This is a genomic window from Chitinophaga sp. HK235 (assembly GCF_018255755.1).
GTDB lineage: Bacteria > Bacteroidota > Bacteroidia > Chitinophagales > Chitinophagaceae > Chitinophaga.
The window spans coordinates 4,805,033-4,818,958 of sequence record NZ_CP073766.1 but is presented as its reverse complement, the minus strand read 5'-3'; the positions used below and the strand labels follow the sequence as shown (position 1 = coordinate 4,818,958).

The 13,926-nt window shown below is 46.9% G+C and carries 11 protein-coding genes; 7 read left to right on the top strand and 4 right to left on the bottom strand.

The genetic code is table 11. From position 1 onward, the window contains the following. Positions 1 to 56 precede the first annotated feature (56 nt). Both KD145_RS17780 and KD145_RS17775 read left to right on the top strand, forming a co-directional pair. On the top strand, positions 57 to 1,439 hold the full coding sequence (locus KD145_RS17780; protein ID WP_212000393.1) for a Gfo/Idh/MocA family protein: 1,383 nt from the start codon (positions 57 to 59) through the stop codon (positions 1,437 to 1,439). A 20-nt stretch (positions 1,440 to 1,459) separates the two neighbouring features. Next, positions 1,460 to 2,254, top strand: a complete 795-nt coding sequence (locus tag KD145_RS17775; RefSeq protein WP_212000391.1) for a DUF1080 domain-containing protein — start codon at positions 1,460 to 1,462, stop codon at positions 2,252 to 2,254. A 75-nt stretch (positions 2,255 to 2,329) separates the two neighbouring features. Here KD145_RS17775 and KD145_RS17770 read toward each other — a convergent pair whose 3' ends face one another. Beyond that, complete coding sequence (locus tag KD145_RS17770) at positions 2,330 to 2,938, bottom strand: superoxide dismutase (protein WP_212000390.1); 609 nt, start codon at positions 2,936 to 2,938, stop codon at positions 2,330 to 2,332. A gap of 237 nt (positions 2,939 to 3,175) precedes the next feature. Here KD145_RS17770 and KD145_RS17765 point away from each other — a divergent pair, with 237 nt between their 5' ends. The 3 genes from KD145_RS17765 to KD145_RS17755 all read left to right on the top strand — a co-directional run bounded on the left by KD145_RS17765 (position 3,176) and on the right by KD145_RS17755 (position 5,508). Beyond that, entirely contained in the window at positions 3,176 to 3,880 is a 705-nt protein-coding gene (locus KD145_RS17765; protein ID WP_212000389.1) for a LuxR C-terminal-related transcriptional regulator, read from the top strand. Positions 3,881 to 4,174: 294 nt separating this feature from the next. Next, a complete protein-coding gene (locus KD145_RS17760; protein WP_168871163.1) occupies positions 4,175 to 4,384 on the top strand; it encodes a hypothetical protein in 210 nt (69 codons plus the stop codon). 191 nt (positions 4,385 to 4,575) lie between these two features. Further along, positions 4,576 to 5,508 (top strand): SPFH domain-containing protein, encoded by a 933-nt coding sequence (locus tag KD145_RS17755; RefSeq protein ID WP_113616367.1) that lies wholly within the window; start codon positions 4,576 to 4,578, stop codon positions 5,506 to 5,508. 68 nt (positions 5,509 to 5,576) lie between these two features. Here KD145_RS17755 and KD145_RS17750 read toward each other — a convergent pair whose 3' ends face one another. From KD145_RS17750 to ligA, 3 genes are read right to left on the bottom strand one after another with little or no spacing between them, the layout of a single operon-like run. Beyond that, a complete protein-coding gene (locus KD145_RS17750; RefSeq protein WP_212000387.1) occupies positions 5,577 to 6,248 on the bottom strand; it encodes an acetyltransferase in 672 nt (223 codons plus the stop codon). Between the two features lie 38 nt (positions 6,249 to 6,286). Beyond that, positions 6,287 to 6,727: a nucleoside deaminase gene (locus KD145_RS17745; protein ID WP_113616369.1), complete on the bottom strand. Its 441-nt coding sequence runs from the start codon at positions 6,725 to 6,727 to the stop codon at positions 6,287 to 6,289. Between the two features lie 4 nt (positions 6,728 to 6,731). Then, positions 6,732 to 8,837 (bottom strand): NAD-dependent DNA ligase LigA, encoded by a 2,106-nt coding sequence (gene ligA / locus KD145_RS17740; RefSeq protein ID WP_212000384.1) that lies wholly within the window; start codon positions 8,835 to 8,837, stop codon positions 6,732 to 6,734. 168 nt (positions 8,838 to 9,005) lie between these two features. On the opposite strand from ligA, the gene KD145_RS17735 reads away from it, so the two are divergent. Both KD145_RS17735 and KD145_RS17730 read left to right on the top strand, forming a co-directional pair. Further along, positions 9,006 to 9,725, top strand: coding sequence for an NUDIX domain-containing protein (locus KD145_RS17735; RefSeq protein ID WP_212000382.1), 720 nt, complete (start codon positions 9,006 to 9,008; stop codon positions 9,723 to 9,725). Between the two features lie 661 nt (positions 9,726 to 10,386). Continuing rightward, positions 10,387 to 13,788 carry a methylmalonyl-CoA mutase family protein gene (locus KD145_RS17730; protein ID WP_212000380.1) on the top strand — a complete coding sequence of 1,134 codons (3,402 nt, stop codon included), beginning with the start codon at positions 10,387 to 10,389 and terminating at the stop codon, positions 13,786 to 13,788. Positions 13,789 to 13,926 lie beyond the last annotated feature (138 nt).

Sequence of the window (13,926 nt, the reverse complement as noted above, 5' to 3'; positions counted from 1 at the left end):
ACAAACTCATTGAATATTAACAATCATCTTTTCTCCAACTAAAGTAAAAAGATAATATGCCAGTAAATTCCAACGAAAACTCACGCCGGCATTTTATCAGCAAGTTTGCCAAAGGAGTAGTAGGGGCTTCTCTGCTGCCCAGCATTATTACCGCTGCTGATAGAACACGGAATGTTGAATCACTATCACGCCTAAACGAAAAGTATACTGCCAATGATCATATTCAGGTAGCCCTGATTGGTGCCGGTGGTATGGGCACAGCAGATGCCAACACCGCGATCACCGTACCAGGTGTGAAGCTGGTAGCAGCCTGCGATTTGTATGACGGCCGTTTGGCGGATGCAAAAAAGAAATGGGGCAATGATATATTCACTACCCGCAACTATAATGAGATCCTGGATCGTAAGGACATCGATGCTGTGATCATTGCGGTGCCCGACTTCTGGCACAAAGAAATCTCTGTGGCAGCCATGAACAAAGGCAAATCGGTGTATTGCGAGAAGCCTATGGTTCATGATGTGAGCGAAGGTCCTGCTGTAGTGGAAGCACAGAAAAGAAATGGCAAAGTGGTGTACCAGGTAGGTAGCCAGGGTATGAGTTCACTGGGTAACGAAAAGGCCCGCCAGCTGCTGAAAGATGGTGCTATCGGTAAACTCAACTATGCAGAAGGGTTCTGGGCACGTATGTCGCCTACCGGCGCCTGGCAGTATCCTATCCCGGCCGATGCCTCTCCTAAAACAGTAGACTGGGACGCCTACCTCAAAAACGCGCCCAAGCGTGCATTTGACCCGCTGCGTTTCTTCCGCTGGCGTAATTACAAAGATTATGGTACCGGTGTTTCCGGTGATCTGTTTGTACATCTGTTCTCCAGTCTGCACCTGGTGACCGGTTCCATCGGTCCTAATAAAGTGATGGCTACAGGTGGTCTGCGTTACTGGAACGATGGTAGGGAAGTACCAGACGTTATGCTGGGTATGTTTGATTATCCGGAAACAGCAGTCCATCCGGCATTTAACCTCTCATTGCGTGTCAACTTCGTAGATGGCACCGGTGGTACCAACTACCTGCGTATGGTGGGCAGCGAAGGTTCTATGACAGTAGAGTGGGACCGTGTAACCTTGTACCGTAACAATGTAGCCGTGGATGAAAATGATCCGCTGGCTGCTGCCAACGCGGCTGCTGAAGCTAAAAAATCGTTTACCTATCACCGTGCAGACATCCTGCCGCAGGATAAAATGGTGTATGAAGCAGAGAAAGGTTATAAAGGTGCGCATTTTGACCACTTCTACAATCTCTTCAATGCTATGCGTACCGGTGGTAAAGTAGCAGAAGATCCGCTGTTCGGCTTCCGTGCAGCAGCACCTGCCTTGTTGTGCAATGAAAGTTATTTCAACAACAAGATCATTCAGTGGGATCCACAGAACCTGAAAGTTATTTAATCCACAAAATAGTGAACCATATGAAAAAGTTATTAGTACCAGCCCTGTCTGCAATGGCCGTTACCGTGATGTCATGTGGCGGAGGCGCTACAAAGGAAACCAAAGATACAACAGCCGTACATGCTGATACTACCGCTGCACATGCATCTGCAGCAGTAGTAGATACTTCCGCTATCACTGCCCTCAGCGAAGCTGACAAGGCAGCAGGCTGGCAGCTGCTGTTCAATGGTACCAGCAAAGATGGCTGGCGTGGTTTTAAAAACAAGCCTACAGATACCTGGATAGCAGAAAACGGCATCTTACATTGCCTGGGCAGTGCCACCGATAAAAGCGATAAACGCGGCGACCTGATCACCGATAAGGAATTTGAGAACTTTGAACTGACAGCAGACTGGAAACTGGCAGCACAGGGCAATAGCGGCATTCTGTATATGGTGACCGAAGCATTTGATGCTCCTTATCTGAGTGGTCCGGAATATCAGATCATTGATGATAACAACTTCCCGGATAAGCTGGAAGACTGGCAGAAGACTGGTGCTAACTATGCGATGAATCCTCCGCTGGTAGCGGCTTCCAATCCTATCGGACAATGGAATACTACCCGCATTGTTGTCAACAAAGGCCATGTGGAACACTGGCTGAACGGACAAAAAACAGCCGGGTATGATCTGTGGACAGATGAGTGGAAGAAACACAAGGAAGAAGGAAAATGGAAAGACGCCAAAGGCTACGGAATGTCTAAAAAAGGCCACATTGCGTTGCAGGACCATGGTAGTGAGATCTGGCTCAAGAATATTAAAATCAAAGAGCTGTAATATACAGACCTTGTAAAAAAACAAACCCCGCCATTTTCTGGCGGGGTTTGTTTTTTTATATATCAGCTACAAGCCTTATTGAGCGGCAGCTTCATATCTTTTGCTGATAGCGTTCCAGTCGATTACGTTCCAGAAAGCATTCAGGTATTCCGGACGACGGTTTTGATATTTCAGGTAGTATGCGTGTTCCCATACGTCAACGCCCAGGATAGGGGTACCTTTTACTTCAGCAACGTCCATCAGTGGGTTGTCCTGGTTAGGAGTGGAAGAAACTTCCAGTTTACCGTCTTTCAGGAGCAGCCATGCCCAACCGGAACCGAAGCGGGTAGCGCCGGCAGTGTTGAATTTTTCCTTGAAGGCATCGAAAGAACCGAAGGTGCTGTCGATTGCTTCTGCCAGTTTACCGGAAGGTTTGCCACCTGCGTTAGGAGCGAGGCTGGTCCAGAAGAAGCTGTGATTCCAGTGACCACCGCCGTTGTTTCTTACAGCAGGGCTTATTTTACCAGCATTTGCCACCAGTTCTTCCAGGGATTTATTCTCATTCTCAGTGCCGGCAATCGCTTTGTTCAGATTGTCAACATATGCCTGATGGTGCTTACCGTGGTGAATTTCCATTGTCAATTTATCAAAATGAGGCTCTAACGCATCAGTAGCGTAGGGTAAGCTCGGGAGTGTAAATGCCATAACTTCTGTTTTTATTGGGTTTGAAAATATTATTTCTTGATAGTCGCCAAATTTACTGCCAATCCGTTAAATATCAATTTCATTTTTCAATTACTAAATTAGCACCAGCCAAATGCTGGGTCATATGGAAAATTATTTTATATTTACATGTACTCGGTTTACAGGACGTAACATCAGACATGTTTTTTCGTATGTGCCTGACAGTTGTTTACCTATTGTTTGTTTAAAACGTATAGTATGCATACAGGCTCGGACTTTGGGCAAAACCTTTCCCTCACCGCTTTGCGAAAGGAAAATGAGCAATTAAGAGATCGTAATCAGTTGTTAGAGAGCATTCTGAACAGTGTACCTGCAATGCTTTACAGTTATGATAATAACAACAAGTCCATTACCTGGTGCAATACCGGTCTGGCGGAGACATTTGGATTTACTGTCACAGAGTTGACTGGCATGGGAATGGAATTTTTCCAGCATATTATGCATCCGGATGATTTCGCGCTGGCTGTGGTGGCCCAGCAATCTTTCATTGACAACAAAAGCCATTTTGGAGGAGTAGCCCGTATTCGTAAAAAAGGAGAGGAAGAATACCGCTGGTTGCTGGGGCTGGAAGTGCCCTTCACCTGGGATGCCAACGGGCGTGTACAGGAGATCATCTGCGCCTTTCTGGACCTTACCCATGCTATCGATACCAATGCACAAATTTCTGTGGCCCTCAGTGAAATACTGCGCCGGCAGAACGAAAATCTGTTGAATAAACTCACCGCAAGGGAAAAAGACGTGTTGGGCCTCGCAGTACAAGGACTGAACAATAAAGAGATAGCCCATTCCCTGAACCTGAGCCGCTATACCGTGGAAACACACCGTAAAAATATCCGGTTGAAACTAAAAGTCCGCAATACTACAGAGCTGGTAGCCATCGCCCGGAAGATCGGTTATCAATGATTTCTTTGTTAAAATAGTATCAGTTTTTCGCATTCTGTCACCGTTTTTTATATACCCTCAAAATGAATGTCCCGGAATGAAAAGTATATTGCTAAATTGTATTTTGCTGATTATCAATGTTTGTGGAGTGAAAAAATGCGGAGAGAAAATTGCTAAACTTTGCTAAATTTTTCTAAAAATACCCAAGGTTGGGTATTTGCTTGCTTTTGAATCTCCACTAATTTAGTGAATTAAAATGAAGCATGTTTTTTAAACATCCGGACATGATTATTGGCTGAAATACCCCCTATCACTATGATAACCGAGGAAAGAGCATTTTATATCTTACAACTGGATCAAACTGCCACTGCGGAGGAAATTGTGGAACGTTATGAAAATCTGAAAGATCAGTATCGAAAGATCAAAGACGAGACTGAGGACCTGAGAACACGGTTGGCTTACCAATTGAAACAAATTGAACTGGATGATGTATTCATATATTTCAGAAGAAAACAAAGGATTTAATTACTAAGCTTTTTTTAATATTCATTCATTGTCTTTTTAAGCTCAGTTTTTCATCCATTGTTTGTCTTCACACAAACACCCTCAAAATCTAACCTGCATCCAGCTTGCGGAAGCATATGCCCATCTCTGATATTGCGGTTTATTTGATTATATTTAGGCGTTCAAACCCTACCTAACAAAAAATACGCATTATGAATGTATTCCTGATGATCGTGGCATTCCTGGGCCTTATTGTAGCCCTGTCTTCCTTCGTTACTGTACAGCAGGGCAATGTTGCTATTACCACCATTTTCGGTAAATACAACCGCATCCTCTTTCCTGGCCTGAACTGGAAAATACCCCTGGTCGAAAAAGTATTTAAAAAGATCTCTGTTCAGAACAGGTCTGTGGAGCTGGAGTTCCAGGCCATCACCATTGATCAGGCCAATGTATACTTCAAAGCTATGTTGCTTTATTCCGTATGGAACCAGGAAGAAGAAACACTGAAAAACGTAGCTTTTAAATTCATGGATGAAAGAAGTTTCATGCAGGCGCTGGTACGCACCATCGAAGGCTCCATCCGTGGATTTGTAGCCACCAAAAGACAGGCAGAAGTACTCGGTCTGCGTAAAGACATTACAGAACACGTAAAAGAGCAGATCGATAAAACCCTGGAAGAGTGGGGTTTTCACCTGTTAGACCTGCAGATGAATGATATCACCTTCGATGAAGTGATCATGAAATCCATGGCACAGGTAGTATCTTCCAACAACCTGAAAGCCGCCGCAGAAAACGAAGGTCAGGCATTGCTGATCACTAAAACCAAAGCAGCGGAAGCAGATGGTAATGCGATCAAAATCGCTGCGGAAGCTGAACGTCAGGCAGCACAGCTGCGTGGTATGGGTGTAGCCCTGTTCCGCGAGGAAGTGGCCAAAGGTATGACCACCGCCGCCAAAGAAATGCAACAGGCTAACCTCGATACCTCTGTGATCCTTTTCTCCATGTGGACCGAAGCCATCAAAAACTTTGCAGAAAACTCCAAAGGCAATGTGATCTTCCTGGATGGTTCTTCTGAAGGAATGGACCAGACCATGAAACAGATGATGGCCCTCAACAAACTGATGGAGAACAAAAGCATGAAGTAATCTTCTTTCATAAAATGAGAAAAGACGCAAGGGATGTCCTTTGCGTCTTTTCTTTTTATGGAATATTTCTACAGATATTTTTCACCGGCTTTGCGTTCAGCCATTTTCCTGGCGGGCACGCCATACCAGGTGCTGAAAGCATCCACGTTTTTGAGTACCAGAGCGCCGGCGCCGATCAGGCTGTGTTCTCCGATCCTGATACCATGTTTAACGATGGCGCCTATACTGACTGCTGTAAATGTTCCGATGGCAACGTTTCCGCCTGTCACCACCCGTGGTGCTACGCTGGAGTAATCATCCATCTGGTTGTCGTGTTCTATACAGGCTGCCGAATTGATGATACAATGGTGGCCGATGTTGCTATGGGCATTGATGACAGCATTGGCAGAAATCATATTGCCTGTACCGATGGTGGCGCTGGCAGATATCACTGCGGAAGGGTGTACCGCATTGATAAATTCGAAGCCGGGAGCGATAGCCTGTATTTTAGCTACTACCTGGCTGCGGACCCAATTGTCGCCAATGGCCACAATACCTCCACACACGTTCAGGTTTTGCATGATAGCCGGGAGGTCCTGCTCTGCTCCCAAAACAGTCAGTCCTCCGGTACAAACGGTCCCCTTTTCCCTGAAGGCATCAATGAAGCCTGCCACCTTATATTGCGGCATCAGGGAAAGGATGTCTGCCACTACCTTACCATGGCCTGAAGAACCAATGATAACGATGTTTTTCTGATGCATAATTCCGGTCTTTCAACAATTTTTGATTAAGAATATGGTTAGCGTTTTTGCTCAAAAAAAGTTTTCATCAGCTGGAGGCTTTCTTCCCGGCAGGGACCGGCCTCCAGTTTGGTTTTGGGATGAAAAGGAGAGCGGTCGCCGGTGGCGCGGCGATAGCTGTTTTTATCATCCGCCGCCGCATATACGATTTTTCCTATCTTGCTCCAGTACAAGGCGCCGGCACACATCAGGCAAGGCTCTACAGTCACGTACAGGGTGGCTTCCATCAGGTATTTGCTGCCCAGTGTATTAAAGGCTGCGGTGAGCGCGATCATTTCCGCATGTGCGGTACAATCGTTTAATCGCTCTACCTGATTGTGTCCACGGCCGATGATCTGGTTGTTGAGTACCACCACGGCGCCAATAGGCACTTCGCCATCTTCAAAAGCTTTATGCGCTTCTTTCAGCGCCTGCTTCATATAAAAAGTATCATCAATCATAGTACTATTTGATCATCTCCAGGAACTCATCTTCTGTGATGATCCGGATGGTGTTGATTTTTTTTGCTTTTTCCAGTTTACTGCCGGCATCATCTCCTACTACGAGGTAGTTGAGTTTACTGCTTACGCCGCTCATGATTTTACCGCCCTGTTGTTCTACCATTTCTTCTGCTTCACTGCGTTTCAGCTTGTGGAGGGTACCGGTAAAGAGGAAGGTTTGTTCGCTGAGGGTACCGGAAGTATGCAGCTGGCTTTTGGTGTTGGTCATGTTGATGCCCAGCGAAGCCAGTTTTTCGAGCATATGGATATTATCTTCATTGGCGAAGAACTGACGGATGGCACCGGCTACTTTTGGACCGATGTCTTCCAGGGCAAGTATCTGCTCTTCTGTCCAGTCTTTCAGGTCCATGATATTGGTGACGGCATTGGCCAGTGTTTTGGCGGTAGTTTCACCTACATAGCGGATGCCCAGGCCGAATATCAGGCGATGCAGCGGCTGGGCTTTGGACTGCTCTATGGCTGTTTGCAGATTGCTGAGCGATTTTTTACCAAAGCCTTCCATGGCGCCGATCTTATCGAAGTCCAGCTGATAGATGCCAGGGATGTCTTTCATCAGGCCCTGGGTGTAGAACTTGCGCACGTTGCTTTCTCCGAAGCTTTTGATGTCCATGGCATCTTTGCTGACAAAGTGGATCATACGTTCTACCACCTGAGCTTCACAATTGATATTGGTGCAGCGCCATACACTTTCTTCTTCCGGTTTTACCAGTTTGTCGCTGCAAACGGGGCAGCTGGTAGGGAATATGATATCCTGTTCTTCGCCGGTGCGCAGGTCGGCAACCGACTTCACGATATAAGGGATTACATCGCCGGCTCTTTCTACCAGTACCATGTCGCCCAGTTTGAGATCTTTTTCCCGGATCACGTCTTCGTTGAACAGGGAGATAGAAGAAACGGTTACGCCACCGATATGTACCGGATCTATTTTAGCTACCGGGGTGATAGAGCCGGTACGGCCTACCTGGAATTCTACAGCACGCAGTCTGCTGGTAGCCTGGCGTGCTTTGAATTTATAGGCGATGGCCCAGCGTGGATGGTGGGTGGTCATCCCCAGTTTATCCTGCAGGGCATAATCATTTACCTTGATCACCATGCCATCAATCTCATAAGGCAGGTTGTCGCGTTCTGCTTCAAACTGCAGGCAGTAATCGATGACAGCCTGGATGCCTGTTACTACTTTTTTCTCTTTGGCAGGGCTACGGAAACCGAGTGTGGACAGGAGGTCGAGTGTACCGCTATGTGTTTTGATGGCATCGGGTTCCTGCTGTTCGTCTTCCATGGTATGATAACTCATATGGTAGAGAAAAGCTTCCAGTCCGCGTTTGGCCACTTCATTAGGGTCTACCATGCGCAGCGAGCCGGAGGCGGCGTTGCGTGGATTGGCCAGTGGTGGCAGGTTCTCGGCAATGCGTTTATCGTTGAATGCTTTGAAGGTGTTTTTGTTGATCAGTACTTCGCCGCGTATTTCTATCTGATGGATACCATATTTGGAGAAGCTGGCAGACAGTGGAATAGAACGTATTTGCCGGATATTGGTGGTAATGTCTTCTCCTGCAATACCGTCACCACGGGTGGCACCGCGGGTAAGGCGGTCGTTCTCATAAATGAGTGAGATGCTGGCACCATCAAACTTCGGTTCAATACAATACTCTATCTCCGGCAGCCCGGCGCCTTCGCGGGCTTTGCGGTCCCAGTCGATCAGATCGTCGGCATTGTAGGAGTTTTCGAGACTGAGCATAGGCACCAGGTGCTGTACGGTGACAAACTCCTTGGTGAGCCCTTTGGCGACGCGCTGGGTGGGAGAGTCGGGACTGATGAGGTCCGGACGTTCCTGTTCCAGTTTTTTGAGCCAGGCAAAGAGCTGATCATATTCGTAGTCGCTGAGTACCGGATCACTTTGCACATAGTAGCGCCAGTCGTTGTATGTGATTACCCGACGTAATGCTTCCAGGGTTTCATCAATGGATTGCAACAGTGTTTGTTGCTGCAGGTGGCTGAGCAGATCTTTGGCCAGCTGTGTCAGGGTTATTTCTATTTCCTTTGTGTACATAATTATCGAATACTGAGCTGTAAAAATAAACTTATCTTTCTGCTTCCTTATAAACAGGCAAAAAAATCCGCTTTTTTTCTGCTTTTAACAGGCTAATTTTTGCTTTCATTCGGATAATGAATACCTTTCAGCAAGATTTAGAATCATAACAGAAATTCCACGTATTTTATGATGTCTATGTACACCAAAAACATCAATACTCACCTTGTTGAGATAAAGAGCTATTTCAAAGTCGCCATTTCGGTGGACTGTGTCATTTTTGGATTTAATAACGATGAGCTGAAAGTGTTGTTGATTGAATCCGATCTGAAAGAATATAAAGGCAAATGGTCATTACTGGGAGATGTTGTACGGCCGGATGAAGAGCTGGACGAGGCAGCCTACAGAGTGCTCAAAGCACGGACAGGTCTGGATAATGTGTATATGGAGCAGGTGCAGACCTTCGGTGCTATCAACCGTCACCCTGCGGGCCGTGTAATTACAGTAGCCTATTATTCGCTCGTGAATATTGAACATGTAGAACTGAAAAAAAATAATAACGATCTGCACTGGCATTCTGTGAAAGACTTACAGAATATGGCGTTCGACCATAAACAGATTCTGGATACCTGCCACGAACGGCTCAAACAACAGGTGATGGTACAGCCTGTGGGCTTCAACCTGTTGCCGAAAAAATTCTCCTTGCGCGAGCTGCAAAACCTGTACGAAGCCATCCTGGATGTAGAGCTGGACCGCCGTAATTTCCGCAAGAAGTTTCTTTCAATGGACCTTTTGCTGGACCTGAATGAAGAAGAAGAAGATGTACCGCACCGACCTGCCAAACTCTACAAGTTTAATTTTGAGAAATACGACCAGCGTAAAAAGCGTTATCTGGGCATAGGCTTCTAGATAAGAACGTATGATATTTTTTTAGCTGCTACTTCGTTTCCCACTCGTTTTCCCGTTAATATTAATCGTATTCAAACCCTTTGCCAGGAAGGGTTAGATCCCTTGTGCCCGGTACAAACCATTTTTTGATTTATTTCTCCAGAAAATGAAAAAAAAGTTTGTTTTTAACAAAAAATTAAGTAAGATTGTGTAAAATATACACATCCTGAAAAAACGGTTTTTCAGGGGTAGATGAAAACCAGAATTTAAATCAGCGTAGTACGTATTGCCAACGAAGCGGTATTAGAAATTTTCCTTTTATCAAGTATGCCAAAAAGAAATCAATAAATATTTTATCAATAGTTTGATTTTATAATTCCACGTTATGAAACAAGAAGGCTGCTAAGCACTTTTGCATGGTGTCTTATTCGTTCACTTTCCCTTGTGCCGGTTGATGGTACAGGGGAAAGTCGTTTTAGGGAAAAACTAACCCTTTTCAGGAATGGTTAAATAATTTGCAATAAGACTGTTTTCCTGTTTAATCTCTTCTAAACCCATGGTAGGCCTGTAGTTGAGCCGCTTTTTCCGTAACTTGCATTGCTTGCAAAGGTCTCTGGAAAAGTGACAGCGGTTTGCTGCCCCTTTGCTCCCCTGGTCCCATTGTGAGAGAAAAAAAGATCATATGTCATATACACCACAACATAAGGTTCGCATTGTAACTGCAGCAGCTTTATTTGACGGGCATGATGCCGCCATCAATATCATGCGGAGGATTATGCAGGCAAAAGGCGCCGAAGTGATCCATCTGGGTCACAACCGTTCCGCTGCAGAAATAGTAGACTGTGCTGTTCAGGAAGATGCACAGGGTATTGCCGTTACCTCTTATCAGGGAGGGCACGTAGAGTTTTTTAAATACATGTACGACCTGTTGCAGGAGAAAGGGTGCGGACATATCAAGATCTTCGGTGGCGGAGGTGGTACCATCCTGCCTACAGAGATAGAAGAGCTGCATGCTTACGGTATTGCCCGGCTGTACTCTCCGGATGATGGCCGTCAGATGGGGCTGGAAGGTATGATCGAAGACCTCATCCGTCAGTGTGACATCCCTGTTAAACCGCTGGCCAGCGGCAGTAATGTGGAAGATATCCCGCAGCTGAAAAAAAGCAGGAATCCTAAGATCATCGCCCGCGGCATCAGCCTGGCGGAAAATGACATGCCGGTAGCACTGCTGAGCGGCGTAAAAGCCCGAAAAGCAGTAACAGTGGATGTTGAGGCAGGTACTCAGATTACCAATACACCTGCAGAAGACAATGCAACCCCTGTGCTGGGTATCACCGGCACCGGCGGCGCTGGTAAAAGTAGCGTGACAGACGAACTAGTGCGCCGCTACCTGACCCAATTCAGCGACAAGACCGTAGCCGTGATATCGGTAGACCCGTCCAAAAAGAAAACCGGTGGCGCCTTGCTGGGTGACCGTATCCGCATGAACGCCATCCACCACCCACGGGCCTATATGCGCTCTCTCGCTACCCGGGAAAGCGACAAAGCTATCAGCGAACATATCCAGGAAGCCATCGATATCTGCAAACTGGCAGGCTTCGATTTCATCATCCTCGAAACTTCCGGTATCGGTCAGAGCGACACTGCCATCACCGATTACTGTGATGTATCGCTGTATGTAATGACGCCTGAATACGGTGCAGCATCCCAGCTGGAAAAAATCAACATGCTGGACTATGCAGACGTCATTGCTATCAACAAATTTGACAAAGCCGGCGCCCTCGATGCACTGCACGATGTGCGCAAACAATACAAACGTAACCACAGCCTCTGGACTGCTAAAGACGAGGAACTACCGGTGGTAGGCTCCATCGCTTCCCAGTTCAACGATGCAGGCATCAACCTGCTCTTTGAAAGGGTGATGGAAAAAGTAGTGGAAAAAACCAGCGCTCCCTTTGGACCGCTGGTACATGAAAGCCTCAAATCCACCACTACCAAATCGCAGATCATCCCGCCTGCCAGGGTACGCTACCTCGCCGAAATAGGGGAAGCGATTGCTGACTACAGTAAGTGGGTAGATGAACAGTGTAAAATAGCTACGCAGCTGTATCAGATCCAGGGCGTGATAGATATTGATCCGTCAAAAGCTGCGATGCTGGCAGATATACAGTCACAGCTGCAGGCCTCCCTGCATCCTGAATGCAAAAAACTGGTAGACGAATGGCCGTCGCTGCTGAAAAAATATGCAGCCGACTTCTACGAATTCCAGGTTAGGGATAAGGTGATCAAATTGCCGCTCTTTACAGAAAGCCTCAGCCACAGCCGCATACCGAAAGTTAGCCTTCCTAAATACAAAGACTGGGGTGATATCCTGCGCTGGCAGCTCACAGAAAATGTACCAGGTGAATTTCCTTATGCAGCTGGTGTATTCCCGCTCAAAAGGGAAGGGGAAGATCCTACCCGCATGTTCGCCGGTGAAGGTGGCCCTGAAAGGACCAACAAACGCTTCCACTACGTATCCATCGATCAGCCGGCCAAACGCCTGTCTACTGCATTTGACAGCGTAACCCTCTACGGGGAAGACCCTGCCGTTCGCCCGGATATCTATGGCAAAATCGGAAACTCCGGCGTGAGCATCGCAACTGTGGATGATGCCAAAAAGCTATACAGCGGCTTCGATCTCTGCGATCCGAAGACCTCTGTATCCATGACTATCAACGGCCCTGCGCCGGTGTTGCTGGCTTTCTTCATGAATGCCGCCGTCGATCAGCAGTGCGAGAAATATATTGTTGAAAACGGTCTTACCGAACAGGTAAAAGCCACCATCCAGAAAAAATTCAAAGACCATCCGCTGCCGCATTACAGTGGTGACCTGCCCGCAGGTAACGACGGACTGGGACTGCAGCTCCTGGGTATCTCCGGCGATGAAGTACTGCCTGAAGATGTATACAAAAAGATCCGTGCCTATGCCCTCAGTACAGTAAGAGGTACTGTGCAGGCAGATATTCTCAAGGAAGATCAGGCACAGAATACCTGTATCTTCTCTACAGAATTTGCACTGAAGCTCATGGGAGACGTACAGGAGTATTTCATCCATCAGAAGGTGCGTAACTTCTATTCTGTCAGTATCTCCGGTTACCATATCGCGGAAGCCGGCGCCAATCCGATCACCCAGCTGGCCTTTACACTGGCTAACGGGTTCACCTATGTGGAGTACTATCTCAGCAGAGGCATGAATATCGACGATTTTGCGCCGAACCTCTCGTTCTTCTTCAGTAATGGTATGGATCCTGAATATTCGGTGATCGGCCGCGTAGCCCGCCGTATCTGGTCCAAAGCCATCAAATACAAATACAAAGGCAACGACCGTTCCCAGAAACTGAAATATCATATTCAGACTTCCGGCCGCAGTCTCCATGCTCAGGAGATTGATTTCAACGATATCCGTACCACATTGCAGGCCCTGTATGCTATCTACGATAACTGCAACTCCCTGCATACCAACGCATATGATGAAGCCATCACCACGCCTACAGAAGAAAGTGTGAGAAGGGCGATGGCTATTCAGCTGATCATCAACCGCGAACTGGGTACCGCCAAAAACGAAAACCCGGTACAGGGTTCCTTCTTCATTGAAGAACTGACCGACCTGGTAGAAGAGGCCGTGCTGGCGGAATTTGACCGTATCACAGAACGCGGTGGCGTACTGGGCGCTATGGAAAGAATGTACCAGCGCAACAAAATACAGGAAGAGAGTCTCTACTACGAATCACTCAAACACACTGGTGAATACCCTATCATAGGCGTTAACACCTTCCTGAATAAAAATGGTTCACCCACCATTATCCCGGCAGAAGTGATCCGCTCCACCACAGAAGAAAAAACCTTCCAGATCAATACCCTGGAAGCCTTCCAGCAACGGCACAGGAACAAGAGCGAGGCTGCCCTCAAACAACTGCAACAGGTGGCTGTCAACAATGGCAACCTCTTCGCAGAACTCATGGAGACCGTGAAACACTGTTCACTTGGACAGATCACTCATGCGCTTTATGAAGTAGGTGGACAATATCGCAGAAACATGTAACGGTGATGGTGATGATGTTTAGTGATGATGTTGATGTGAGGAGATAGGAGCGAACATAGAAATGTATATAAAGCGAAGGCCCCATTGGTTTCTACACCAATGGGGCCTTCGCTTTTTGTAAACACTTAAAAGAACGGA